This is a genomic window from Algibacter sp. L1A34 (assembly GCF_009796805.1).
Lineage (GTDB): Bacteria > Bacteroidota > Bacteroidia > Flavobacteriales > Flavobacteriaceae > Algibacter.
On the sequence record NZ_CP047029.1, the window covers coordinates 2,662,060 to 2,687,006 of the forward strand.

Consider the following 24,947-nt stretch of genomic DNA (forward strand, 5'->3'; position numbering starts at 1 on the left):
CATGTCAAACATCATTTATATCGGTTACTACTTTAAAGTAACCCCATTACAACCTGGAGTTGAAATTTTAATAGCAGAGCTTGGTTACGCAGGTTTCGAAAGTTTTGTAGAAAACGAAGACGGCGTTACCGCATACATCCAAAAAGAAGAATGGAATGCAGATATTTTAAACGATATTCAAATATTAGATTCTGATGAATTTGAGATTACTTTTGAATTCGATGAAATAGAACAAACCAATTGGAATGAAGAATGGGAAAAGAATTTTAACCCAATAATTGTTGATGATGCTTGTTCTGTTCGTGCACCATTTCATGAAAAACCAGATACAACTTACGATATTATTATTGAACCAAAAATGAGTTTTGGAACGGGACATCATGAAACGACACATATGATGATTCAGCATGTTTTGAAAAATGATTTGACTAATAAATCGGTTTTAGATATGGGTTGTGGTACAGGTGTTTTAGCAATCCTAGCCGAAATGAAAGGAGCTAAACCATTAGATGCTGTAGATTATGATAATTGGTGTTACCTAAATAGTTTAGAAAATGTAGAACGTAACAATTCTAAACATATTACGGTTATTGAAGGAGATGCCTCTGTTTTAAAAGATAAAAGCTACGATGTAATTATAGCAAACATTAACAGAAATATTTTACTTCAAGATATGGCTGTTTATGCATCTTGTTTAAACAAAAACGGTATGTTATTTTTAAGCGGATTTTATGCTGAAGATATCCCGTTAATAACAGCCGAATGTGAAAAATATTTGTTAAAATTTGAAGAAAAGTTGGAAAGAAACAATTGGGTATCGTTAAAATTTTTAAATTAGTAACATATTTAAATGTTAACTAAGTATTTTTCGTTAGGAAAAATATAAGAAAGACAAAGTATAAATTATGAGTACACAAGAAAAAACATTCGAAGAATTATTACTAGAAGAAGAAGTTTTAACTCAAAACGAGATTGTTTTACATAACGATGATGTAAATACTTTCGATCACGTTATTGATACATTAATTTATGCTTGTGAGCATACACCAGAACAAGCTGAACAATGTGCTATGCTAGTTCATTACAAAGGGAAATGTACAGTTAAAACAGGTTTGTATGACGAGCTGAAACCACGCTGTTCCATGCTTCTTGAAGCGGGATTAAGTGCCGAATTAGTATAAAGCTAAAAATAAATAATATTAAAAAAGACCTTTCATATACTTTATGTAAGGTCTTTTTATTTGCTATTAATATAATTCTCTTTATTTTACTTTTTTGTTTGTGCTTATTTTGAAAATACTATAAAGCGGGCAGAAGTTTATAAAACTGGTTATTAATAATATAAGGGCAACTGCCATTAAAATTAAAGCTAAAGTTCCCGAAATAATATTAAAATAGTATAGTAATGCAATGGCAATTCCCATAATTACTCTGATGCCTTTATCGGCAGTTCCTATATTTTTTTTCATTTTTTTCATTTTAAATTTTAGCTAAGTGATTATAGCGTAGTTGGGCAAACAAAATCTGTGGTTGGTAAATTAGAATTTTTAATAGCTCCAAAACCACCAGCAATATCAATTAAATTATTAAAACCACGTGCTTTTAAAATAGATGTTGCTATAACAGAGCGGTAACCACCAGCACAGTGAATATAGTATGTTTGGTTTTTATCAATGATGTTCATATTATCGTTTATAAAGTCTAACGCAAAATGTTTAACGTTATCTCCTTTTAGATGTTCCGATTGGTATTCGCCATCTTTTCTAACATCTAAAACCTGAATGTTTTGAGTATTAAAACGCTTAGAAAATTCATCAACAGAGATAGAGTCTATAGTTTCAATATCTTTTCCTGTAGCTTTCCAGCTTTCAATACCACCTTCTAAATAGCCTAATGTATTATCATAACCAACACGAGATAATCGAGTTACTGTTTCTTGTGCTTTTCCTTCTGGAACAACAAGTAGAATGGGTTGTTTTAAATCGGTAATTAATGCACCAACCCAAGGCGCAAATCCACCTTGAATACCAATAGATATAGAGTTCGGTATATGCCCGTTTATAAAATCTTGTTCATTTCTAACATCTAAAACCAAAGCATCTTCATTGTTTGCCATAGCTTCAAAAGCTTTGGGAGAAAGCGGGGTATCTCCTTTTTTCAAAATGGTTTCGAAATTATCATAGCCAGATTTATTCATCATGGCATTTTTTGCGAAATATTGTGGAGGAGGAGCAATGCCATCAAGAACTTCTTTTATAAATTCATCACGTGTCATATCGGCGCGTAAGGCATAATTAGTTTTTTTCTGGTCTCCTAAAATACCAACAGTTTCTTTGCTTAGGTTTTTTCCACAAGCCGAGCCTGCACCATGCGCTGGATATACAATAACATCATCGGCAAGAGGTATAATTTTGTTGCGAAGTGAGTCGAATAACATACCTGCTAAATCTTCTTTTGTTAAATCGGATTTTATTGCTAGGTCAGGACGGCCAACATCGCCTAAAAAAAGCGTGTCTCCTGAGAATATAGCATGATTTTTACCGTTTTCATCAATTAGTAAATAAGTTGAAGATTCTAAGGTATGTCCTGGAGTATGCAATACTTTTATTGTAAGGTCTCCAATTTTAAATGTTTCGTTATCTTTTGCGATATAAGCTTTATAGTCGGTTTCTGCATTTGGTCCAAACACGATAGTTGCTCCTGTTTTTTTGGCTAAATCAACATGACCAGAAACAAAATCTGCATGAAAATGTGTTTCGAAAATGTATTTTATTTTTGCGTTTTCTTTGTTTGCTTTATCAACGTATTGCTGCGTTTCGCGTAAAGGGTCTATAATGGCAACTTCGCCTTTAGACTCGATGTAATACGCACCTTGAGCTAAGCAACCTGTATATATTTGTTCTATTTTCATGTTGTAATATTTTTATTTCCTAATAAAAGGATTTTTTTCTATTTTTTTAGATTTCAATATATTAAAAGAAATCTAGATGTATTCTTGTTCAAAATTAATAAACTTTCATTTTTTGCTACGTCACAAATATTACATAAGCTATTTAAGCTCTTTGTACAGAATGTAGATGGCCATTAAGAGCACAAAAAAGCCAAAACTTTTTTTTAGTTTGCTTCCGCTAATAAATTTGGATAAATAGGAACCTAAAAGAATACCGAGAATAGATATAGCCGTAAAAGTTAATAGGAACGTCCATTCTATATCTAAGGTTTGCATATCGCCTGTAAAACCAATAAGCGAATTTATAGTTACAATAATTAAAGAGGTTCCTACGGCTTTTTTCATAGGGATGTTTGCCCAAAGCACTAAAGCTGGTACGTACAAGAATCCGCCACCTGCACCTATTAAACCTGTAATTGTACCAATGATTAGACCTTGAACAAAGGTTTTGTAGTAGGGTTGTTTGGTTGAACTAATGGTATCTTCTTGTTTTCCTTTTTTTATCATAGAAACCGAAGCGATAAGCATGATTATGGCAAAAAAGACCATGATACTCATTTCTTTTGTTATGATGAAATTGCCAACATTAAAAAGCGTTTCGGGAATATTTGGTACTAAGTAGCGACGTGATAAATACACGGCAATAAACGAAGGAAACGAAAAGGCTAGCCCGGTTTTTACATCGACTAAGCCTTCTCGAAATTTTTGTAAAGTTCCAACGAGAGAAGTTGTGCCTACAACAAATAATGAATATGCTGTAGCAACTACAGGATTGTAAGCTAATAAATAGACTAATAAAGGTACGGTTAATATAGAACCTCCTCCTCCAATTAAGCCTAGTACTAGACCAACAATAAGAGCACCTATGTAGCCTATAATTTGTGTTGTTTCCATTTAGTGTGGTAATTTGTTTTTTAAGATTCCGTAAAGAAATGTACCTATTATAGCTGCAGCAATAACTATTAGCATGCTAGAAACGCCTGTGCCTAAAAGAATATACATTGGGCCAGGACATGCACCAATAAGGGCCCAACCTAAACCAAAAATGATTCCACCAATAATATAATTTGTAAAGCCATCTGCCTTTTTTGGGACATAAATATCTGCACCTTTTAAACTTTTTATATGTCCTCTTTTAGAAATTTGTAAGAATAGGATACCGCACGCAACAGCTGTACCTATGATGCCGTACATGTGAAAGGATTGAAAACGAAACATTTCGTAAATACGATACCATGAAACGGCTTCGGATTTCACTAAAATAATACCAAAAAGGATACCGACCAATAAGAATTTTATAAATTTCATAGTTAGAATATTAATGGTAAAATTAGGTTCGTCATAATTAATCCTCCAATAAAAAAGCCTATTACCGCAATTAATGATGGTTTTTGTAAGCTGCTAAGTCCTGTTATGGCATGGCCAGATGTGCATCCGCCAGCGTATCGTGTTCCAAAACCTACGAGTATACCGCCAATGATTAATATTATTAATGTTTTTGGAGATTTTAAGGCTTCGATACTAAAAAGCTCGTTTGGTAAAAGTGATGCGCCTGCGTTTTGGAAGCCCATATTTTGAAGTTCGGTAACGGTTTTTGGATTTAAATCCATTAGATTATCGTTAGATAGATAGTGGGTGGCTAGGAAACCGCCAATTATGGCGCCTAAAACTACGGTTAGGTTCCATAGTTGATCTTTCCATTTAAATTTGAAAAAATCGGAAAATTTACCTGCTCCACCAATGGCACAAAGTGTGCGTAGATTTGATGACATTCCGAAGTTTTTTCCGAAATAGAGTAGTAGCGCCATAACTAAGGCTATTAAAGGACCCGATACATACCATGGCCAAGGATTTAATAGTATTTGCATTTTTTATATTTAGAACAAAGATATGGCCTTGGTTCGGGATGTTTTGTAATAAATGTTACTTTGAATTGCGTAATGGTTTAAATGGTTTTGAGGCAGGGTGTTAAGTGGGGTTTTCTATGAAAAGGATGTAGGTAGTTCTTTTCTTTGAATTGAGGTGTTTTGTGGGCGGTTTTGCCCGCGCTAGGGATAGTAGTGGAAAGCCCACAGCAGGCCCAATGGTAATTGGGCGTGTGAGGACTTGTAGCGGATAGCCCGACCCTTTTCGGGTAGCGCCCAAAGTTTTTAAAGGACTTCTATTTTGTTACGACTTAGTTTTATTTTGTTTTCATTTTCGAGCTGTTTTAGGAGTCGAGAAATTACGACACGCGAGGTGTGAAGGTCTTCGGCGATGTCTAGGTGTTTTACTATTATTGTTTTGGTGCCACTGAGGTTGGCTTTGTTGAGGAGGTAATTGTGGAGGCGTTGGTCCATTTTTAGAAAGGCGAGGTTGTCTATGGTTTCGAGCATTTCGTTGAAGCGTGATTGGTAGCTTTCGAGGATGAAATTTCTCCAACTGTGGTTAGTATGGAACCAGGTTTGCATGTTTTCTACGGGGATGAGAACGAGGCTAGAGTCGGTTTCGGCTACAGCGCGTATTTTGCTTTTTGTAGTGCCCATGCAGCAGGTAAGCGACATGGTGCAGGTTTCTCCGGTTTCTAGAAAATATATGAGAAGGTCGTTGCCATTGGCATCTTCGCGGAGTATTTTTATGTTGCCACTTAGGAGTAACGGGATGTATTGGAGGGTTTGATTGATGTCTATTATGATGTCGTCTTTTTGGAAGGTTTTAAAGAGACCGACTTTTAAGATTTCCTTTAAAATATCTTGGTCTAGGATGTCTCTGAATTTTTCTTGTAATAGTGCTTTTGCCATATTCAAAAATAAACATAAAAAACTTGAAAAAAAATTTGGTTATGTTTTAATAAAGTATGTATATTTGCACCCACGTAAAAACGGCCTCGTGGCGCAACTGAATAGCGCACTTGATTACGGCTCAAGAGGTTACTGGTTTGAATCCAGTCGAGGTCACTACTGATAATAAAGCTTCCAAGAGATTGGGAGCTTTTTTTATTTCTTGTTTGCAGAAAATTTGCAGAAAATCTAAGATTAAGCCATTCATATTTGATGGCAGATTACTTAAGGAATAAAACCACACTCATAAGGAATTTATAAATGTGGTCTTTTTATGTAGTATTGGTATTGATCTATAATAGAATCTAAATAGTATCCAAACCTAATTCTTCTAAATATCCATTATGTTCTTTTAATGCTTTTGCTGATTTCTTTTCTATATCAACCAGTTTTTCATTCACTTCTTTTAAATCAATCTTAATTTCTGCTTTAGCTGTACTTACATAACGTGATATATTTAGATTGAAATCATTTTTTTCAATTTCTGCCATTGATACTCTACGAGCATAACGCTCTACAGGTTTCTCTGGTCGATTCATATAGGTATCAACTATTTTCTTAATGTCATTAGGTTCTTTGACATCTATAACACCGTCTACTTTTCCATCACGTAAAATGTTTTGTCGTTTCTCTTTTTTATAATGCTCACTTGCATTTATAAATAAAACATCATCGTCTTTTTTACATTTTTTTAATATTAATATGCATACTGGAATACCCGTTGAAAAGAATAGATTTGAAGGTAAACCAATTACTGTATCTATATTACCATCTTTCAACAATTTTTCTCTTATACGTTGTTCTGCACCTCCTCTAAATAAAACACCGTGTGGTAAAATAATAGCCATAGTACCTTCATCACTTAAAAAGTGTAAACCGTGTAATAAGAAAGCAAAATCTGCTGCTGATTTAGGTGCTAAACCATAATTCTTAAAACGGAAATTTTCACCCATTGCTTCAGATGCATCCCAACGTAAACTAAATGGTGGATTTGCTACAATAGCATCAAAGGTTGTTTTTTTAGCTGGATTCATTTCATTTAATAAATCCCATTCGTTTTTTAAAGTATCTCCGTGAAATATTTCAAATTCTGAATCTTTTACACCGTGTAACAACATATTCATACGTGCTAAGTTGTATGTTGTTATGTTTTTTTCTTGACCGTAAATTCTGCTTATTGTTCCTCCTCCTGGTTGTTTTTCAATTTTATCTTTTACATTTAAAAGCAAAGAACCTGAACCACAAGCAAAATCTAAAACTCTATTTAATTTTTTCTTTTTACCTGCTTTAGGGTTTTGACTATCTAAGGTTACAATTTCTGATAAGATTGTAGACAGTTGTTGTGGTGTATAAAACTCTCCTGCTTTTTTACCAGAACCTGCTGCAAATTCACCAATTAAATACTCGTATGCATCACCAAGCGTGTCGCTATCGGTTGAAAATTCTGCAATGCCATCTGATATTTTCTTAATAATGGTACATAGCTTTTTATTCCTGTCGGTGTAGGTTTTACCTAGTTTTTCTGAATCTAGATTTATTTCTGAGAATAAGCCTTTAAAAGAACTGTCAAACGAATCATTTTCGATATGTTTAAATCCATCTTGAAGGTCGCTTAATAAATCTGTATGTTGTGTACGTGCCAATTCTGATATACTGCCCCATAAATATTTTGGTTCGATAACATAATGCACTTTTCTACGCATTTGTTTTTCAAATGGTTCTATATCATTTGGATTAGCTTCATACCAAACTGAAAGGGGTGTACGATTATCTTCTTTGTCTAATTTAGGATAATCTGAACCTAATTCTTTTTTTACAGAACCCTCATAATTATCTGATAAGTAACGTAAAAATAGAAATGATAGCATATAATCACGAAAATCATCTGCATTCATTGCACCTCTTAAATCGTTAGCTATATCCCAAAGTGCTTTTCCTAATTCTTCTTGTTTTTGTTTTGCTGTCATAATTAATTTGATTCTACTGTAAGGGCAGGTATTATTTCAGGGTTAAACTGATAGTTTGTAATAAAGTCATTAAATATTTGTTTGAAATATTGCTTATTTTCTGGTAACATCTCTCTTGGTTCATATAACGAATAGTTACCGTGACTTAATATATTCACCATTCTTGTGTAAAGAACTTTATCTTCATCATCTTCTAATGGCTTAATACAATCAGAAAAGAATTTAAAGCCATGAAATGAAGCCGTTTTTTCTAATACACTTCTAAGTATATTAAAATGATATGTATATAAAACATTTGTTTCAACTGCATTATGCAAGTCTTTTATTAATGAAACGTGATGAAAAAAAGGTGTGTCTGATGTATTAGTTAACGTATAATTGGCATCGCCTAGTTTACTCAAAAAATATTTGTTGGTATTTTTTAGCTCGTTACACATCACATTAAAAAATAAAGTGTGATGAGAAGAAATAATTGTTTTAACATTATTTCCTTCCTTTTTCAACATTTGAGCTAAATGACTTGCAACAGCTATAGTATTATTGTCATCTAATGATGATATAGGATCATCGATATAAATATATTTTACCCAATTATAATTTTCTTCTCCATCAATTGCTAATTGGCAAATAGCTAGAAAAAAGCACCAAATAAAAATATTTTCTTCACCTCTTGACACTTTAATAAAATCAATATTTTCAGTTGTATCATCAACTAACTCTTCTCGTATAAATTTAACCGCCCAATATAAATTATCATCATTTTCGTCTACTTTTTCGTAATCAAATAGAGTTAAAAAATTAAAGTCTGCATATCGATTTAGCAAAGCACGTATCTTATTGTCAATATCTAAAGTTTCAATTAGTCTTTTGCCGTCAGAACTTGAAACATCTCTACTACCAAAAAACTCTGAATCCTTATTTAAAAGTAAAACTCTTTGTTCATCGTTATCTAAGTCATTATCCCAAGTAAATAAATCTTCTGTAAACGCATTAAAGTATAAAGTGTCAGCATTACCATTTTGTTTAGCCTCGTCTTTAAAGCTCATTGATAATCTGGTTTTCCCTGTACCATTATAAGCAAAAAGTAAAAAGTATTTATTTTCTAACGTTCTAATATATTTACTTATTTCTTCTAAAGCTTCAAAAGGTAAAAAACCAACTGACTTAAGCATAAAAACAACATTAGCTATCTCTTCTTCACTTAAACCATCTTTTAAATTATAAACTAGCTCTTGATTATCATAGAGATATTTATCATCAAAAATCACTTTATAGAAACGTTCAAATTCTTTTTTATTTGGCTTATTCAATACTTTTTTTTGATAAGCTTCTTTTTCTATTCTTTGTATTATTTCCATACTCATACCGCTAGCTCATTTACATTAGGAAACAACTTCTGCATCAAGCCTTTTTTATGCTTTTTTAAGGTTTTTATTTTTATTTTTTGTGCTTCTATTAAATCATCTGCACTAGATAAGCAACTAGCTATTTTTTGTTGCTCTTTAGGGGCTTTAGGTTTTAAGAATGGAAATGATAAAACCGTATCTTTTCTAAGATTAGTTTGTTTAACACCATCATCAAAAGCTAAGAAATACGAGTTTCTATTTTGAATATAGAACAGAAATTTGTTATCAATATCAGTTGGTGTAATTTTACAAATACGTTGATTTACTGTATACGTATCTTCTTTATCTACATAAAAACATTTTGCTATTGCTTTACCGTTTGGAATATCGCTTAACACCATTAAAATATCACCTACATTTGCTTTTAAGTTTGCAGAATCTGTAAACTTTACAACTCTACCCTCTGTTGAAATAAACTTTGAGTTTACTACTTTATATTTTCCAGTTGCAGAAATTTCTTTTTCGTGAGCTTTACCGTTTTCATAATAAGATACATCACCTAAAGTAGCTTCTTCCCAATCTCCATCATTTATAAATTCTAGGAAACGAAATTGTGGTTTGGTTTCTCCTTTAGCAGGAAATAACTGTTGTAATAAACCTTTTTTATGGTCTTTTAAATTTACTAGTTTTTCTGTTTCTGCTGTTATTAGACTATCTAATGCCGATAGGCAATTAGCTATTTTTTGTTGTTCTTTTAGTGATGGAAATGGTATTGGCATTACAGAAAGAGAACCAGCGTTTACATTTTTTTGACCGCCACCTATTTTTGTTGCCTCAAAAAACGCTTGACCTTGTTCTGAATTAATATAATAACATAGGAAAAAAGAGTTTATAAGTTTGTTTTTAGGTCTAGTGATTAAAGTAGTAAAACTTTGTGCTCCCTTATACTCTGATGGAACAACAGAAGTTGTTCCTGGATAACCTGTTCTTGCTGTGAGTAAATCACCTCCCTTTAACCTTTTGTTCTTGTGAGCTTTTTCATAGTCTTCATCAATATAAAGTATATTCGATACATCAAGACCCTCATCTTTTATGTTTTGATTTCTAAATAAAATAACCCCACTATCTCTATATGCGTGAGTAGCCGCACTAGCAATACCAACCATAACTCTATGAGATAAGTTTTGAAGTTCATCAAAACCCCATTTTTCATTAAACTCAGGAAAGCGTAATTTGGACACTATTTGTATTTCTTTATTCATAAGCGTTTAATCCTACTATTTCACGCCCTAAAGCTATTTTATTTAATAATGGTACTAAGTCTTCCATTAATGCTAATTCTTTTACTCTACGATCTTTCCAACCTAACTCTAAAGGTTCTAATAAATCAGTTAGTTTTTCTCCATCAAAAATCATACGGTTCATAATCTCATATATAAAAGCATTTAGACTGTCTTCTGTAAGGCTGTGTTTATCTGCAATATCTTGTATTTCTTTTGCAGATATTTCATCTTTAAATTTTTGATAACCTAAGCGTATTTCTTTTTCATTTAAGGCATTACCGACTTCTAAAGTATTTATGTAAGCAATGATACCTTCACGCTCGTCCATTAAATTGGAACTAGAGCCTAATAAATTTATTAATTCCTCACGTGTCATTTTATGCTTAGATGGTTTGTCTTGCGTGTATTTTGCTATTAAACCAATTATATAATCATAATCTATTACAGCAGAAGAAAATAATACAAATTCAAAATCTAATTGCTGTACATCTTCTGATGCTTTGTTACCTTTTTTACTTTGTTCTGCTTGTAAACGTTTTGCTGTATCTATATAAACCGATTTAAAGGAACGTAAATCATCCTCTGGTAATAACGCTTCAATTGTTTCGGTTTGTTTTTCTTGTAAGTCAGTATATTGGTCTAATTGTGTTTTATAACGTTGTACTTCTTTAAATGCATTTATAAAACCTGCACGTGCTTCATCTCCTTTTAAATTGCTTACTTCTGAAGGCGAACAGTCTAAACCTTTAGCCTGCATAAATTGGTTTAATTTAACAACTGCATCTTTATATTTAGCAATTACTTTAGGTGCTGCATCTACTAACCAAATTTCTTTAGCCTTTTCTATTTTAGCACCAGAGAAACGAATCATTGCTTTATTTACTTCCTCTTCCTGGTCTCTAAATACTAAAATATTACCATAAGGTTTAGTATCGTTTATAACTCTATTGGTACGAGAATAGGCTTGTATTAAACCGTGATACTTCAAGTTTTTATCAACATATAATGTATTTAAATACTTAGAATCAAAACCAGTTAATAACATATCTACCACTATCATCACATCAATTTTATTTTTGTGAGCATAATCTGCATTTGTATATTTTTGGTCTTTTATACGTTGCTGAACATCTTGATAGTATAAATCAAAATCGTTTATTCTATGATTTGTATTGTATTGAGTGTTATAGTCTGCAATAATAGTATTTAATGCTTCTTTCTTTTTATTTGGTTCTACTGTATTATCAGCTTTTTCTTGTGGTAAATCCTCTTGTATTTGTTGTATGTCTTTATTACCCTCAGCAGGCGGTGAAAATACACACGCTATTTGTAAAGGTTTATAATCTTCATTCTCCTTTACTTTCTCTGCTTGTAGCTTTTTAAAGGTTTCATAATATTGAATAGCATCATTTATAGAAGCTGTAGCAAATACCGCATTAAAACGTTTGTAATGTGTTGCTTTATCGTGTTTATCTATTATGGCTTTTGCTACTGCTAACTTGTGCAAATCATCACCTACTGTTACTTTTTCTTCTGGTTTAAAATAGTCAATATGAAAACGTAATACATTTTTATCTTCTATTGCGTTTGTAATGGTATATGCGTGTAATTCTTTTTGAAAAACATCTTCTGTAGTTTTATAAGATGCAGTTTCTCCTTCAATTGTTTTATAGCTTGAATTTTCTTCAAAAATAGGTGTTCCTGTAAAACCGAATAGTTGTGCTTTAGGAAAGAACTCTACAATAGCTTTATGGTTTTCTCCAAACTGTGAACGGTGACACTCATCAAAAATAAAAACTACTCGCTTGTTTTTTAATGGCTCTAAATGTTCTATATAGTTTTTATCGTTTTTAGTATCTAACGCTAAACCTAATTTTTGAATAGTTGTTACAATTACCTTATCTGCATAATCTGTAGAAAGCATTCTTTTTACCAATGTTTTTGTATTGGTATTTTCTTCTACACTACCTTCTTGAAATTTATTAAATTCTTCTCTTGTTTGTCTATCTAAATCTTTTCTATCTACGACAAATAAACATTTTTCAATATCATCATTATCTTTTAAAAGTGTAGAAGCCTTAAAAGAAGTTAGTGTTTTTCCACTTCCTGTAGTGTGCCATATATATCCGTTTCCTCTATCTTGTTCTATACAATCTACAATAGCCTTTACTGCATAAATTTGATATGGACGCATTACCAATATCTTTTGCTCAGTTTCTACTAACACCATATAGCGACTAATCATTTCACCTAAGGTACACTTGGATAAAAATTTATCGGTAAACTCTTCTAAACCATCTATTTTAGAATTGTTTTTCCTTGCTAATTTATATACAGGTAAGAATTGTTCATCAGCATTAAAAGCAAAGTGTTTGTTATTGTTATTAGAGAAGTAAAAAGTCCTAGATTGATTACTAACAATAAATAACTGCATAAAGCACATTAACGAATTGGTATATCCGTTACCTATATCATTTTTATAGTTTACTATTTGTTGCATAGCACGATTAGGACTAATTTCTAAGGTTTTTAGCTCTATTTGTACAACTGGCACTCCGTTAATTAATAAAATAACATCATATCTATGATTGCTATTTTCTGTATTCATTCGAAGTTGGTTAATTACCTCAAAATCATTCTTACACCAATCTTTTATATTAACTAATGTGTAATGTAATGGCGTATCATCTTCTCTAATAAATGTATTTCTTTTTCTTAAATGATTAGAAGATTTAAATACATCTGGATTTATAATTTCAGTTAATAACTTATCAAATTCAGCATCAGTTAATTTCACTCTATTCAATGCTTCAAACTTCTGTCTGAAATTCAATTCTAAAGCACTCTTTGTTCTAATATCTTTACGATACGTATATTTTAAATCTGATAATCTTTCGATTAATTCTTCTTCTATTTGTTGTTCTTTGGTCATTAATTTTATATCGAGATATTGAACTGTTAAAAATATAAATATATTTTGGTTTAGTGTTACTGTTTACCTCATTTACTTTTTATAAATTTTTTGAGTTGCGTTACAATTTGTAAAACACACAAATAGGTGTTGTTTGTTGCAAAGATTCGCTGAAGTACAGGTGTTCGATGGATTAATAGTAAACATTGAAGAAACAAACTGTCAACATGCATTTAGTTTAAATTGTTGCTCGATAGTTGCTTTTGTGTTTTTACCGTAAATGCCAGCTAGCATGGCGTTACAGTAATTACTCAACAAATCAACCTAGATTTTCAAACAATTCTTTTGTAAAAGTATAATGACGTCCTTTATGCATGCTTTCTTCTACAATAGGCTTGTTTGCTATAGATAAAGACATGTGATGCTTTATATATGTACTGTTTTTAGGTTCTAATTTATATATACTTCTTATAAGTTCTGAAACTTTGAAAGAGCTTGTTCTAATGTTGTTTTTACTTAGTTTTTCAACCAAATCGCCAATAGAATATTTTAATTCTTCGGTATCAAACTGTAAAAACTCATCGGATATAATTTGCTCTAATTCTTTGTTGATAAAAGTTTTATTGCCATTCATTAATACCGCTAAAGCACTTGTATAGATCTGCTCTTTGGTGAACCACATTCTTGTTTTTCTAGGACATGATATTGTTCTGGTTTTAATGTGGTTAATGAAATAAGGTAATTCTTTTTTTAATGACTCTAAAAGATTTGGATCGTCTTTGGATAAATCAAAGGGAATTATTTTACGGACCCAATATCTTATTTCAGAATTGTCGATATAAACAAAGTTTTCTTCATTATTTGAGCATAATATAAATTTTCCAAAAAAACCACCTTCGATTTTATCTTTGCCTTTAGCTTCACTTTTGTAAGTTTTGGCAGTAGCTAAGTTTTTTAATCGTTCGCTATCTTCTCTTCTGTCTAGTAATACTTCATCGACGGCAATAATTAGTTTTGATGCCCAATCCGAATTAAATCGACTTCGAAAGTCTTCATTATTATTGATGGTCATATTGTTTTGGAATATTAATTTCACCCAATTAATAAAAGTGGTTTTCCCTGTATTACGCTCATTACTAACAAGACATAAAATTGGTAATACTTGTGTCGGATTTTCCCATAAAATACTGAAGTAATCCAAGCCTATTTGATATTGTTCACCAAAAATATGCTTTAAGAATTTTTCTGTGTTTGGAAAAAGACCATTGCTTATATTGTGCTCTAGCTTTTCATATTTATTATAAAAACCATTTATACCAGATTGGTAGTTATTATGTGACGGTATCAAACAAAAACCATCATACTTTGGAATATTCTTTAGATATTCTTTATCATAATCCATGCCTATTTCCTGCTTTGACCATGGAACAAGCATTTTTATTGTGTCGGTGCTGTTTAATGGCATTTCTACTATTTTATAGTAAGTAGTGCCAATTCTTAAATATTTCTTTTCCATGATTATACATTTACGGTTAAACAGCCTAAACGACTTGAGTCAATTTCTTTATATTTTTTAGTAAATAAAATATTTACTACCACACCATTAATGGATGCGTCCGTTTTGCATATTTCCACGATGTCTTTTTCTATTTGTTGAAGTGGTAACCTTGGATTATACGTTAGTTTTTTAATTATAAAATCAATTTTTAAAATCAAATTATTTATCATCGCTAATGAAAAAGGGTGATCACTTTTTATTGTGTTTATTTTGTATAGTTCTAATCGAAGAGCTTCTAACTCGCTTAAACCAATTGGTCCGTATGTGGTATTTTCTAATATGTTTTTCATTTTTTTATTTGTAAGTTATTATTTGTCTGTATGTGTCAAAGTAAGGTCTAGAGCCATTTTCTGCTGGAGGCATATTTTTAACTAAAAATGTTTTGTGTGAACCATTATTTAAAAGGTTTTTAATATCTCCTTTTGTCGCAGGCATGTTTTCTTCTTTTGTTAGTATTTGGGTTACTAAATTAGTAGCAAAAGTACCTACGGCTGCATTGCCAACACCTGCCCAACTCATTTTGTCTTTTGTTGTTGGAGTTTTTTCTTTTTTTGTTTTGAGTAAATTAGTTTTAGCTTTTTTTCTTTGATTAAAAGCATTTACTCTGCAACTATTGCAACAGTACTTCTGCTTAAACCTTCTTCTAGGGGTGTATTCTACACCACAATAGTTACAATTGTATGTATATCTGTCCATTGCTCGTTATTTTAACGTTAGACTAACGATTACTGAAATCGAATTTTTGGAAAACCTTGTGTTTTTACTGCCCATTATTTAGAAAATTTTCTCTTGTTGGACAATAAGGTATCGGTATCAATACCAACTTGAATAATAGTTTTTTGTTTTCCTTGTTTAATCCAACCTATTATTTCGGACTTGAAGAAGAATAAACGACCATTTTTTTTATGGTATGGGATTTTGTTTTTTTGACAATACCCGTAAAGTGTAGGTTTGGTGTAACCAGTTAGTTTTTCTATTTCATCAATAGAAACAGGATAATCATTTTCTTTTTGTATTTCTGCCTTTTGGAGGAAAAAGGCTTTTAATTCTTTGATGTCTTTTTTTACCTCTGCAACGTCTTGTTGCGTTTGTTCAAATGCTATCATTGTAATATGTTTTGATTAATATTAAACAATGATAGTAGTTTGTTGTGTGTTAGGGAATTAGATAGATTTAAGGGTCGTTAATTTAGAGTTAAGAGAACCTTATTTAGACTTATGGAGCTTAATTGTAATTATTTTGTTGCTTGTTTTGTGGAACTTTTCATGATCTATTAGGTTAAATCCATAAAAACTATTGTTCATAATATTGAAGTATTTTTCCTTTAGATTTTTGTTGTTTTTCTCAAATTTAGAACATTCAGTTAGGAAGTTTTGAAATACGCTTCGTATGTCGATTTTATCTCTACTAAACTCAACGTCAAAGTTTTGTTTAATAGGTTTGCAGTCCACAAAGGTTGCTTTAATAAATATGATTAATTTTTCTTCATTCAGGTAAAATTTTTGTTTTGAGTTTATTACCTGTGTAAGTATTTTGAAATAATTATAAACTTGCTCAATACTTAATCTAGGAATTAAATTATTATTGAGTTTAAACAAAACATCCTGATCGATACTGTTTGAAGGAGGGGGAGATAAAAGTTCAATTTCTCTCTTTTTATTATAATACTTTAATTGTTTTTTTAAGAATTTTAATTGAGGTTTAACAAAATCAAATACAATTCTGTTTGTTGATGTTGCGATAATTATGTGGGTTTCTAATTCTTCAATTATCTGGTTTATTTTTGTTATTGCTGTGTGAGTTTCCATTTCAACAAAAGACTCACGTAGTAGTAATAAAGCATTGGTTAACAATGTGTTGTCAAGTGTTTCGGTATTAAAGTTTGATTTTCCTTCGTTATATTCAAAATTTTCAAAAAAATTGTTTGTTAATGACTTTACTAATTCTTTTGATTTGAATAAGTGCTTATTATTTTCAATAAAACCAACGTAAAGAGTGATAAGTATTAAAAACTCATCATTTACTGCTGAAAAATAGTTTTGACATGCCTTGTCTTCAGTAAGTTCACTATCCCCTTTGCATACTTTACACTTGTCTTTTACTTCTTTTGGTATTGATGAGTGAAATTTTTGGTAAATAGATTTTGTCCATTCATCATATAATGTGTCCTCAATTAAATATTTTTTAATTAAGTTAATATTTTTTTCAATCTCTTTTCCTATATCAATTTTTTTTAAAATATCGTCGGTTTGATTCTTGAGTTCAGGCATTGAAAGACTAAAACTATTATCTAATTTTTTTAGCATTATTTAAAGTTTAAAAATCCATTATTGAGTTAGCAAATTCTTTTTTAGCTTCATCTTCAAAACCCGCAAAATAATTTTTAGTTACGCTTAGGTCACTATGATTTAAAGCTTCACTAATAAACTCCATACTTGCGCCTTTACGTAATGAATTAGTTGCGAAGCTGTGTCTGGCATAGTAAAAGCTTATGTCTTTTGGTAAATCGTTTGCAATGGCTATTCTTTTAATATGATCATTAACATAACGTGTAAAGTTTTTTATCTTTTTGTGCTGTTCTAAACTATCGTCAAGGTTGTCAATAATATCAAAAACAAAGCCTTTTTTGTTTTTATTTCCATATTTGGTAATAATGCCTTTTGTGAAGTCTGTTAGGTAAATTATGATTTTAGTTTTTTCAGCTGTTTTGTCAAAAGTTTTTGCTCTGTAATAAGTGAATTGGTCATCTTTAATATCGGAATATTTTAAAAGGGCAATATCTTTTGGATTCATGCCGTTACAAGCAAAACTAAAAAACCAAAAATCTCTAGATTTGGTTTCATTGAAAGTCGTAGCTTTAGCTTCAAATAGATTCTTAAGTTGATTTGAGTTTAATGCTTTTTTTACTTTTTTAGTCCTTGGTACTTTGTATTTGTTTTTGCCGAATGGGTAATGTTCGTTATTAAGGTCGTTTACCTCAATAGCATTGTTAAAAATAACTCGTAAGGTTCTAGTGTAAATAGATACAGTTGTGTAGCTTTTACCTAAATCCAGCATGTGTTTTTCGTAATCTTTTAACCAGTCTATATTAATATCTTGAAACCTAAGTTTTTCGACAGGACATTTTTTGATTTCTTTGCTGAAATTACCTAAAGAGTTTAGAGTGTATTTAAAACTTTCAGCAGTATTTATTTTATTGTTTTTAATGTTTTTTTCAATGGCGAGATTAAAATGATATAGTACATTGTTTTTATCTGATGTCTTTCTGAACAGTTTAAATTCAAATTTTTGAAAATCAAAAACGTCCATTGTCTTTGCTTCATCATTAGCTCTATTCTCTATGGCTTGGAGTTTTAAACGTAAGTCTTTATTAGATCCTCTAAGATTTTTGTTTTTTGGGTTTAACCAAATATCTTTATAATTTTTTTCTGACAAGTCAATGTCTAAGCTGTACCATTTTTCTTTTTTGCTTGCTTTGCCGTAAACACGAAGTTTTACTGGGAACATTCCAGTATCCTTTATTCTTCGAGTATCTAAGCGTATAGAGATGTTGTAACTCATAACATAATTGTTTCTGCAAATATATGTTATTTGCAGACTGTTTGCAGAAAAATTTACATAATAAACCAATAACAGTTATTAATAGATATTAGTTTGTGTTAGTTATAGTATTGATAATCATATTGTTTATGTAGTAAAGGGGGAGTTGTCGTGTGTAGTGTTTATTGATTACGGCTCAAGAGGTTACTGGTTTGAATCCAGTCGAGGTCACTAAAAGCTGTTTCAAACAGCATCAAAACCACGTAATTCTTATGAATTACGTGGTTTTCTGGTTTTTAGAGCAACATTTAAAATGATACCATTTGCTTTAATATGTCAGTTATCCGTCAGTTAATTTTCAAAGTGTCAGTTTAACTGACGCTTTCATAAAAAACGCTGAATGTATTGCTATAGTTGATTTGACTTTCGTCAAGACGATTTGTTTAATCTTAAAGACGACAACTATGCGGTCAACACACACATTTTCAATTCTCTTTTGGGGAGACCAAAAGAACGCCATTAATGGCGATGTATTAATCTATGCTCGAGTTACTGTAGATCAAAAACGATCTAACATTAGCTTAAAAAGACGCGTACCTCTAAGCCTATGGGACCCTAAAAAGAAAAGACTTAGAGGGAACTCAAAAGAAGCACAAAACGCAAATCAATATTTAGACCAGGTTTACACTCAACTCTTCCAAATCTATCAAGACTTAAAATTTAAAGATGAGCTCATTACTGCAAAACTGATTAAATCACTCTATACGGGAGATGACCAGCAAAGTAAATCCTTGAAAAACATTTTTAGTTACCACAGTCAGAAAATCGCTAATACACTTGCATCTGGTTCCATCAGAAACTTTGGTATTACAGAAAATTATGTATTTAAGTTCCTGGAGAAGAAAAAAAGCACCACAGACATTTACCTCAATCAACTCAATTTTGAATTCCTAAGTCATTTCGAATTATTTCTTTGTGATATATGGCCAGTAGGCCATCCCAAAGCATTAAGCAATAATACCAGAATGAAACACATACAACGCTTACGGAAAGTAATAACACTGGCCTATCATTTAGAATGGATTGACCGAGATCCATTTGTAAGATGGAAAATGGCTTATGACAAAACAAACAGAGAATTTCTATCCGAAGCTGAATTAAAAAATCTTGAAGACAAGGTTTTTATTTCAAAACGTCTAGACCGCGTGCGCGACCTATTTGTCTTTAGTTGTTATACAGGTATTAGTTATGTTGATATTATGAATCTTAAGCCTAATAATTTAGTAATTAGTATAGATGGAGGAAATTGGATAATGACTAAGAGACAAAAAACGGACACGGTAGTTAAAGTGCCATTATTAGCGCAAGCTTTAGATATTGTTAATAAATACAAAGACCATCCCAGTACAGTTGTAAATGATTCTTTATTGCCAGTGCTAACAAACGAAAAACTAAATGTATTCCTAAAAGAGGTAGCCAACTTCGTTGGCATCCAGAAAAACTTAACCTTTCATATGGCGCGTCATACGTTTGCAACTACAGTAACCTTGTCAAATGGAGTGCCAATAGAAACGGTCTCAAAACTGTTAGGTCATACTAAGATTTCAACGACTCAAATTTATGCTAGAGTATTAGAAAACAAAATAAGTACAGATATGAATGCATTAAAAGATGTTTTACGAAACAAGAAGAGAGAATCGAAAAAGAAAAAGAGTTTATAAATAAGTAGTTATGGGTTTTATAATAGGGCTTCTCTTTTTTGCATTTTGAAATAAAAAGTGTGTTGTTTAGTTTAATGATTAACCTAAAAACTATCCTATGCAACACATTACCCAAATCATTCAAAAGTACAAAAAGGAAGTAGAACAAATTGAGCAGTCTAATCTAAGAAATCTTACGGTTTTAAATGATGGCTTAAATCTTTCTATTGACACATTGAATCAGTTGAGAAAACAACTCAGAACAACGAACTGTTTTAACAACCAGGAAGAGGAAATTCATTTCTTTAAGGCGGATAAACCTTTTATCAATGGTCGAATTAAATTCTTTTCAAAAGTAAGAAGATTTATTTTTGAGAAGCCTAATGCTAGTATCGTAAAACAAATTGATTATGCCAGTGGTATGATAGACAAACTCGAGAAACATAAAATGCGCAATTTAGAATTCTTTCAATACGCAAGGCATTGTAACACCTCTTTAGATCATATTTACTTTATTCGCGGAAATGATAAGCTAGACTTTCCGGTAGATACATCTCATTATTTTACCGATCCCGAATTTTCAACAAGTCACGATAATCTAGCAGCACAAGTAATTAGCTATGATTTATTATCAAACTATTACCAATTAGAACTTAAGTCGTTAAGGAAACAAAACGAGAATATCATTATCGAAGAAATAAGTCCGGCTATTCTCAACGGTCTTTCATGGACTGCGTCCAAAACGGACTTAGTAGAATTAATTTATGCTTTACATAGTTCCGGAGCTATAAGAAACGGACAAGCAGAAATTAGTAAAATAGCAGAAGTATGTGCTACACTATTTGATATCAATCTCAATAATTTCTATAAAACCTATGCTGAAATTAGGAACAGAGAGAAGGACACCACTAAATTTTTAAACCAATTAAAAAGGAGCCTTGAAATACGCATAGACCTTGATGACGCTAAATAAACCCAATATTTATGAGAATAAAATAACACTCCAAAAATGTTAAAATTCTTCGGTACTACCGAACCCGTACCGAAGAAAAACACTGAAATAACAGCAACTTTGTAGAACGAAAGTCAAATCATATTAATAGCTGCCATTAATAACGAAAGTTTGAGGTGGTAGCTTTAACTAAAACAAATTTTACAATGGCAACAGAAATTATTACTACAGATGATCTCTACGAATTTAAAGTTCAATTATTTAGAGAACTAAAAAAATTACTTACCGAAAGTCCTGCAGCAGTACCAAAGAAATACCTGAAATCTGCAGAAGTAATGGAGATGCTTCAAGTGAGTCCAGGAACATTACAAAACCTAAGAATAAATGGTACGCTACCCTACACAAAAATCGGAGGCATCATACTCTACGAGTATGACGAAATATTAAAAGTACTCAAAGATAATCGTGTGGCTTCATAAGGTATGTTTTGGCAGAAGTTAATTATATCAAACATCTCAATGCAGTGTTTAGTCAGTTTTCAAAAGACAGTAGACTTAATCCCACGCATATTAGTCTCTACTTAGCCTTTTTTCAAGTATGGAACTATAATCGTTTTAGAAGCAGTTTTCACGTAAACCGTGACGACATAATGAAGTTGTCTAAGATTGGCTCAAAATCCACATACCATAGATGCACCAAAGAGTTACATCATTATAAATATCTCATTTATGAACCATCACATAACCCATTCAAAGGATCAATTATTAAGATGCTCAAATTCGAGACAACCTCTGGACAAGCTCTGGACTTAGGTGTCCCAAATCAAGGACAAGCACTGGTACCTTCTAATAAACATATACAAACAATAGAAAACAGTTATAAACTACCTCAGCCTAAAAATGAAAATGAAGTTTTAGACTTTTTTAAAAAAGAGGAATGGCCAGAAATAGAAGCACAAAAATTCTATAATCATTATTGCGCTATCGGCTGGAAAATTGGCGGAAAGATAAAAATTGAAAATTGGCAAGCTTCAGCTAAAAACTGGATACTCAAATCTGAAGAATTAAAAACAGAAAAGGAAGTGTCCCAAAATCAGGACAACCTACATACAGTAAGAAATAAAAATTATAACCAACCATTATGAAGTATCCTCAAACAGCTTTTAACCCTAATAAACCCCATATTCTTATTGAAGGTGCTACTCAATTCGAATTAGGCACTTTTGACGGTAAATCCATTGCTTATGATTTTCCTAAGATACTAAGATATTTAGATGCTAAAGGGAAAATACTTTTTGGTAAGAATTTTAAAATCTACGAGGAGGATCACGAGTTATTACTTAAACTAGCAAGTTATTTTATTCAAGACCACGAGTATTGCAAGAAACTGGATGTCGACACGAGTAAGGGTGTTTTATTATCTGGTCCTGTGGGCTGTGGTAAAACAACTTTAATGCGATTACTGCCCTATTTAGTGCCGCATAAGAAATCATACAACTTTATTCCGTGCCGGAATATCGTTTTTGGCTTTAACGGAATTGGCTTTAAAATGATTGAAGATTATAGCGATAACAAAGCATATTGCTTTGATGACTTAGGTGTCGAACATATAGGAAGACATTACGGTAAAGACTGTAATGTAATGGGAGAAATACTCATATCAAGATATGAGGTGTTCAAACAAAAAGACATCTTAACTCATATTACAACTAATTTAAATGCAGAAGAACTTCAGGGTAAATACGGTGAACGTATTAGGTCACGGATGCGAGAAATGTTCAACTTGATTAGTTTTTCTGCAAATTGTAAAGACAAACGTAGTTGAAGTTTTCTTTTAACAGTTTTGAAAATAAATAAGAGAAAATAAAGCACAACACCGATAAAATCATATAAATAAAACGATTAACATTCTTTTTATTTTAAACAATTTTATCCAATTACGGAAAACCGTAATTTAAATTGATACAGTTTAGTTAAATTGTGATTTTTAAAGAATTATTGAAGGTAATACTAGTTTTATTAATAATGTTCATTATATTTGAGTGTTCATTGTCACTGAACATTGAAAAATAATGAACACATAGTCTTATGTATCGAAACAATGACTTTATATATGAAGCTGTCTCTAAGTTAGAGACATTAATTAATATTCCTATTGAAATAGATAGTAATAGACCGAACTATGATGCGCTTTTACGTATCAAGAATGAACAATTTATTGTAGAAGCAAAAAAAACTGTGCGAACTTCAAATCAAGGTTTAATCTTGTCTAAACTTGAAGAGGCGAAATATAATAGTAATAGGCCTATTATTTTAATTGCAGAATATATTTCTAAAAAAGCAACAGAAGAATTAAAAGACCGCGGTATAAATTATTTAGACACCGCAGGAAATGCATTTATCAAATGTAATGAACTTATTATTTTTATAGAAGGCCAAAAGAAAGCTAAAAAAGAAAAGACAAATCAATCTCGTGCTTTTCAAGAAGCTGGATTAAAAATAGTGTTCCAATTATTATATAAGCCAGAAAACTTACAGTATTCATACAGGAGAATTGCAGAAAAAGCAGATGTTTCTATAGGGTCTGTTAGTAATGTGATGGCCGAGTTAGAAGATCTAAATTATCTATTAAAAACTGGTGATAAGCGTGTTTTAAAAAACAAAAACGAATTACTAGAACGTTGGATAGTGGATTATAACCAAGTATTAAGACCTCGGATAATGAGGAAAAAGATGCGTTTTTTAGATAAAGATTATCAACAACAATGGAGAAATATAAATACACATATTAATGATGGTTATATTTTGTGGGGAGGTGAACCTGGAGGAGCCATTTTAACAGAGAATTTAAGACCAGAAAAATTCACTCTTTTTACAGATTTAGACTTGTCTGAAGTAGCAAGATCGTTAAAACTGGTTCCTAGTGAAAATGGAGAAATAGAAATTTTACAGAAATTCTGGAAAAACGACACTCACAATGAAAAAACAGCACCAGCATTATTAATATATGCCGATTTAATTAATAGTGGTTTTAGTAGAAATATAGAAACAGCAAAACAAATACTAGAGAATGAGCTTAGATATATCTAGTGATAAATTCACACACCCACTATTGAAGCCTATTTTATTAGAGCTTACTGCTTATTTTCAAAAAGTAGGCATTTCATTTTTCGTTATAGGTGCCACCGCAAGAGATATCGTTATGGAATTGCATAACGAGAAATCAGGTCGTTTAACGCACGATCTAGATATTGCAATAACAGTTAATGACTGGGAACAATGGCAGAAAGTTGAAGAAGAATTAGTGAGCCTTGAAAATTTCACTAAAGATGAGGCTCAAAAACAACGATTTATATATCAGGAGAAATTTGAATTAGATATTGTTCCTTTTGGTAATATAATGAAGCAAGACAGCAAAATATTCTGGCCTCCAGATGAAGATTTTGCTATGTCGGTATTGGGTTTTGATGCAGCAGAAGAGGCTTCACTAAAAGTTAAGGTGGATCAAGAAATAGAAATACAAATAGCCTCTTTAAGTGGAATATTTCTACTAAAAATTACAGCCTGGAAAGACCGTCATCATAAAAGCAATAAAGATGCAGATGATATAGGTTTTATTCTTGAAAATTATCTATTGATAAATGAAGAACGTGCTGCTGTTGAGTATTATGAAGATATCTACGATAAAGATGATTTTACGGTTATAAAGGGAAGTGGGACATTATTAGGAATTGACATTACGGGAATCCTCAAAGAATATCCAAAAGAATTAAAGATATTTAAAAATATTTTGGTTGAAACATTAGAAGAGAAGGAAGAAAGTATTCTCATCAATCAAATTATAGAAACACATAAAATGCTATCCTACGAAGAAGTATTAGAAAGCATACAAAACATAATAAACCAACTAAATTAAAACAAC

The 24,947-nt window shown here is 31.4% G+C and carries 25 protein-coding genes and 1 tRNA gene; 10 read left to right on the plus strand and 16 right to left on the minus strand.

Annotated features, from left to right (window positions below; all coding sequences use genetic code 11):
• The first annotated feature begins 1 nt into the window (after position 1).
• Together prmA and GQR97_RS11375 are read left to right on the plus strand one after the other, a co-directional pair.
• Positions 2-838 (plus strand): 50S ribosomal protein L11 methyltransferase, encoded by an 837-nt coding sequence (gene prmA / locus GQR97_RS11370; RefSeq protein ID WP_158848461.1) that lies wholly within the window; start codon positions 2-4, stop codon positions 836-838.
• A gap of 67 nt (positions 839-905) precedes the next feature.
• A complete protein-coding gene (locus GQR97_RS11375; RefSeq protein WP_158848463.1) occupies positions 906-1,181 on the plus strand; it encodes an ATP-dependent Clp protease adaptor ClpS in 276 nt (91 codons plus the stop codon).
• 81 nt (positions 1,182-1,262) lie between these two features.
• Here GQR97_RS11375 and GQR97_RS11380 read toward each other — a convergent pair whose 3' ends face one another.
• The 6 genes from GQR97_RS11380 to GQR97_RS11405 form a co-directional block, all read right to left on the minus strand.
• Positions 1,263-1,469, minus strand: a complete 207-nt coding sequence (locus GQR97_RS11380; RefSeq protein WP_158848464.1) for a DUF2892 domain-containing protein — start codon at positions 1,467-1,469, stop codon at positions 1,263-1,265.
• 29 nt (positions 1,470-1,498) lie between these two features.
• Positions 1,499-2,911, minus strand: a complete 1,413-nt coding sequence (locus tag GQR97_RS11385; RefSeq protein WP_158848466.1) for an MBL fold metallo-hydrolase — start codon at positions 2,909-2,911, stop codon at positions 1,499-1,501.
• Between the two features lie 138 nt (positions 2,912-3,049).
• A complete protein-coding gene (locus GQR97_RS11390) occupies positions 3,050-3,844 on the minus strand; it encodes a sulfite exporter TauE/SafE family protein (RefSeq protein WP_158848468.1) in 795 nt (264 codons plus the stop codon).
• Entirely contained in the window at positions 3,845-4,258 is a 414-nt protein-coding gene (locus tag GQR97_RS11395; protein ID WP_158848470.1) for a DUF6691 family protein, read from the minus strand.
• Positions 4,259-4,260: 2 nt separating this feature from the next.
• Positions 4,261-4,818 carry a YeeE/YedE family protein gene (locus tag GQR97_RS11400; protein ID WP_158848472.1) on the minus strand — a complete coding sequence of 186 codons (558 nt, stop codon included), beginning with the start codon at positions 4,816-4,818 and terminating at the stop codon, positions 4,261-4,263.
• Between the two features lie 282 nt (positions 4,819-5,100).
• Positions 5,101-5,730 carry a Crp/Fnr family transcriptional regulator gene (locus GQR97_RS11405; protein ID WP_158848474.1) on the minus strand — a complete coding sequence of 210 codons (630 nt, stop codon included), beginning with the start codon at positions 5,728-5,730 and terminating at the stop codon, positions 5,101-5,103.
• A gap of 82 nt (positions 5,731-5,812) precedes the next feature.
• On the opposite strand from GQR97_RS11405, the gene GQR97_RS11410 reads away from it, so the two are divergent.
• Positions 5,813-5,886 (plus strand) — tRNA-Arg (locus tag GQR97_RS11410).
• Between the two features lie 188 nt (positions 5,887-6,074).
• On the opposite strand, the gene GQR97_RS11415 is transcribed toward GQR97_RS11410, so the two are convergent.
• From GQR97_RS11415 to GQR97_RS11460, 10 genes are all read right to left on the minus strand, one after another.
• Positions 6,075-7,736 (minus strand): type I restriction-modification system subunit M, encoded by a 1,662-nt coding sequence (locus GQR97_RS11415; RefSeq protein WP_158848476.1) that lies wholly within the window; start codon positions 7,734-7,736, stop codon positions 6,075-6,077.
• A gap of 2 nt (positions 7,737-7,738) precedes the next feature.
• On the minus strand, positions 7,739-9,094 hold the full coding sequence (locus tag GQR97_RS11420) for an AAA family ATPase (RefSeq protein ID WP_233267527.1): 1,356 nt from the start codon (positions 9,092-9,094) through the stop codon (positions 7,739-7,741).
• A gap of 2 nt (positions 9,095-9,096) precedes the next feature.
• Positions 9,097-10,344 (minus strand): restriction endonuclease subunit S, encoded by a 1,248-nt coding sequence (locus GQR97_RS11425; protein ID WP_158848480.1) that lies wholly within the window; start codon positions 10,342-10,344, stop codon positions 9,097-9,099.
• Positions 10,337-13,297 carry a type I restriction endonuclease subunit R gene (locus tag GQR97_RS11430; RefSeq protein WP_158848482.1) on the minus strand — a complete coding sequence of 987 codons (2,961 nt, stop codon included), beginning with the start codon at positions 13,295-13,297 and terminating at the stop codon, positions 10,337-10,339. The genes GQR97_RS11425 and GQR97_RS11430 overlap by 8 nt, the downstream gene beginning before the upstream one ends.
• Positions 13,298-13,595: 298 nt before the next feature.
• On the minus strand, positions 13,596-14,792 hold the full coding sequence (locus tag GQR97_RS11435) for a primase-helicase family protein (RefSeq protein ID WP_158848484.1): 1,197 nt from the start codon (positions 14,790-14,792) through the stop codon (positions 13,596-13,598).
• Between the two features lie 2 nt (positions 14,793-14,794).
• Positions 14,795-15,124, minus strand: coding sequence for a hypothetical protein (locus GQR97_RS11440; RefSeq protein ID WP_158848486.1), 330 nt, complete (start codon positions 15,122-15,124; stop codon positions 14,795-14,797).
• A 4-nt stretch (positions 15,125-15,128) separates the two neighbouring features.
• Positions 15,129-15,530, minus strand: a complete 402-nt coding sequence (locus tag GQR97_RS11445; RefSeq protein WP_158848488.1) for a hypothetical protein — start codon at positions 15,528-15,530, stop codon at positions 15,129-15,131.
• 74 nt (positions 15,531-15,604) lie between these two features.
• Positions 15,605-15,940 carry a helix-turn-helix domain-containing protein gene (locus tag GQR97_RS11450; RefSeq protein ID WP_158848490.1) on the minus strand — a complete coding sequence of 112 codons (336 nt, stop codon included), beginning with the start codon at positions 15,938-15,940 and terminating at the stop codon, positions 15,605-15,607.
• Positions 15,941-16,039: 99 nt separating this feature from the next.
• On the minus strand, positions 16,040-17,140 hold the full coding sequence (locus GQR97_RS11455) for a hypothetical protein (protein ID WP_158848492.1): 1,101 nt from the start codon (positions 17,138-17,140) through the stop codon (positions 16,040-16,042).
• Positions 17,141-17,150: 10 nt separating this feature from the next.
• A complete protein-coding gene (locus GQR97_RS11460; RefSeq protein ID WP_158848494.1) occupies positions 17,151-18,395 on the minus strand; it encodes a tyrosine-type recombinase/integrase in 1,245 nt (414 codons plus the stop codon).
• A 443-nt stretch (positions 18,396-18,838) separates the two neighbouring features.
• Here GQR97_RS11460 and GQR97_RS11465 point away from each other — a divergent pair, with 443 nt between their 5' ends.
• The 7 genes from GQR97_RS11465 (at position 18,839) to GQR97_RS11495 (ending at position 24,941) form a co-directional block, all read left to right on the plus strand.
• Positions 18,839-20,095 (plus strand): site-specific integrase, encoded by a 1,257-nt coding sequence (locus GQR97_RS11465; RefSeq protein ID WP_158848496.1) that lies wholly within the window; start codon positions 18,839-18,841, stop codon positions 20,093-20,095.
• 97 nt (positions 20,096-20,192) lie between these two features.
• The gene (locus tag GQR97_RS11470) at positions 20,193-21,047 is read left to right on the plus strand and encodes an RteC domain-containing protein (protein WP_233267528.1); all 855 of its coding nucleotides are present in this window, start codon (positions 20,193-20,195) and stop codon (positions 21,045-21,047) included.
• Positions 21,048-21,232: 185 nt separating this feature from the next.
• Positions 21,233-21,505 (plus strand): helix-turn-helix domain-containing protein, encoded by a 273-nt coding sequence (locus GQR97_RS11475; protein ID WP_158851775.1) that lies wholly within the window; start codon positions 21,233-21,235, stop codon positions 21,503-21,505.
• Between the two features lie 290 nt (positions 21,506-21,795).
• Positions 21,796-22,170 carry a hypothetical protein gene (locus GQR97_RS19805; protein WP_233267529.1) on the plus strand — a complete coding sequence of 125 codons (375 nt, stop codon included), beginning with the start codon at positions 21,796-21,798 and terminating at the stop codon, positions 22,168-22,170.
• Positions 22,167-22,850 (plus strand): ATPase, encoded by a 684-nt coding sequence (locus GQR97_RS11485; RefSeq protein WP_158848500.1) that lies wholly within the window; start codon positions 22,167-22,169, stop codon positions 22,848-22,850. The genes GQR97_RS19805 and GQR97_RS11485 overlap by 4 nt, the downstream gene beginning before the upstream one ends.
• A 263-nt stretch (positions 22,851-23,113) precedes the next feature.
• Entirely contained in the window at positions 23,114-24,115 is a 1,002-nt protein-coding gene (locus GQR97_RS11490; RefSeq protein WP_158848502.1) for a type IV toxin-antitoxin system AbiEi family antitoxin, read from the plus strand.
• Positions 24,096-24,941: a nucleotidyl transferase AbiEii/AbiGii toxin family protein gene (locus tag GQR97_RS11495; protein ID WP_199269846.1), complete on the plus strand. Its 846-nt coding sequence runs from the start codon at positions 24,096-24,098 to the stop codon at positions 24,939-24,941. Before GQR97_RS11490 ends, GQR97_RS11495 begins: the two co-directional genes overlap by 20 nt.
• Positions 24,942-24,947 lie beyond the last annotated feature (6 nt).

Coding starts and splice junctions, on each gene's coding strand:
- prmA (WP_158848461.1), top strand. CDS start 2: ATGTCAAACATCATTTATATCGGTTACTACTTTAAAGTAACCCCATTA.
- GQR97_RS11375 (WP_158848463.1), top strand. CDS start 906: ATGAGTACACAAGAAAAAACATTCGAAGAATTATTACTAGAAGAAGAA.
- GQR97_RS11380 (WP_158848464.1), bottom strand. CDS start 1,469: ATGAAAAAAAATATAGGAACTGCCGATAAAGGCATCAGAGTAATTATG.
- GQR97_RS11385 (WP_158848466.1), bottom strand. CDS start 2,911: ATGAAAATAGAACAAATATATACAGGTTGCTTAGCTCAAGGTGCGTAT.
- GQR97_RS11390 (WP_158848468.1), bottom strand. CDS start 3,844: ATGGAAACAACACAAATTATAGGCTACATAGGTGCTCTTATTGTTGGT.
- GQR97_RS11395 (WP_158848470.1), bottom strand. CDS start 4,258: ATGAAATTTATAAAATTCTTATTGGTCGGTATCCTTTTTGGTATTATT.
- GQR97_RS11400 (WP_158848472.1), bottom strand. CDS start 4,818: ATGCAAATACTATTAAATCCTTGGCCATGGTATGTATCGGGTCCTTTA.
- GQR97_RS11405 (WP_158848474.1), bottom strand. CDS start 5,730: ATGGCAAAAGCACTATTACAAGAAAAATTCAGAGACATCCTAGACCAA.
- GQR97_RS11415 (WP_158848476.1), bottom strand. CDS start 7,736: ATGACAGCAAAACAAAAACAAGAAGAATTAGGAAAAGCACTTTGGGAT.
- GQR97_RS11420 (WP_233267527.1), bottom strand. CDS start 9,094: ATGGAAATAATACAAAGAATAGAAAAAGAAGCTTATCAAAAAAAAGTA.
- GQR97_RS11425 (WP_158848480.1), bottom strand. CDS start 10,344: ATGAATAAAGAAATACAAATAGTGTCCAAATTACGCTTTCCTGAGTTT.
- GQR97_RS11430 (WP_158848482.1), bottom strand. CDS start 13,297: ATGACCAAAGAACAACAAATAGAAGAAGAATTAATCGAAAGATTATCA.
- GQR97_RS11435 (WP_158848484.1), bottom strand. CDS start 14,792: ATGGAAAAGAAATATTTAAGAATTGGCACTACTTACTATAAAATAGTA.
- GQR97_RS11440 (WP_158848486.1), bottom strand. CDS start 15,124: ATGAAAAACATATTAGAAAATACCACATACGGACCAATTGGTTTAAGC.
- GQR97_RS11445 (WP_158848488.1), bottom strand. CDS start 15,530: ATGGACAGATATACATACAATTGTAACTATTGTGGTGTAGAATACACC.
- GQR97_RS11450 (WP_158848490.1), bottom strand. CDS start 15,940: ATGATAGCATTTGAACAAACGCAACAAGACGTTGCAGAGGTAAAAAAA.
- GQR97_RS11455 (WP_158848492.1), bottom strand. CDS start 17,140: ATGCTAAAAAAATTAGATAATAGTTTTAGTCTTTCAATGCCTGAACTC.
- GQR97_RS11460 (WP_158848494.1), bottom strand. CDS start 18,395: ATGAGTTACAACATCTCTATACGCTTAGATACTCGAAGAATAAAGGAT.
- GQR97_RS11465 (WP_158848496.1), top strand. CDS start 18,839: ATGCGGTCAACACACACATTTTCAATTCTCTTTTGGGGAGACCAAAAG.
- GQR97_RS11470 (WP_233267528.1), top strand. CDS start 20,193: ATGCAACACATTACCCAAATCATTCAAAAGTACAAAAAGGAAGTAGAA.
- GQR97_RS11475 (WP_158851775.1), top strand. CDS start 21,233: ATGGCAACAGAAATTATTACTACAGATGATCTCTACGAATTTAAAGTT.
- GQR97_RS19805 (WP_233267529.1), top strand. CDS start 21,796: ATGCTCAAATTCGAGACAACCTCTGGACAAGCTCTGGACTTAGGTGTC.
- GQR97_RS11485 (WP_158848500.1), top strand. CDS start 22,167: ATGAAGTATCCTCAAACAGCTTTTAACCCTAATAAACCCCATATTCTT.
- GQR97_RS11490 (WP_158848502.1), top strand. CDS start 23,114: ATGTATCGAAACAATGACTTTATATATGAAGCTGTCTCTAAGTTAGAG.
- GQR97_RS11495 (WP_199269846.1), top strand. CDS start 24,096: ATGAGCTTAGATATATCTAGTGATAAATTCACACACCCACTATTGAAG.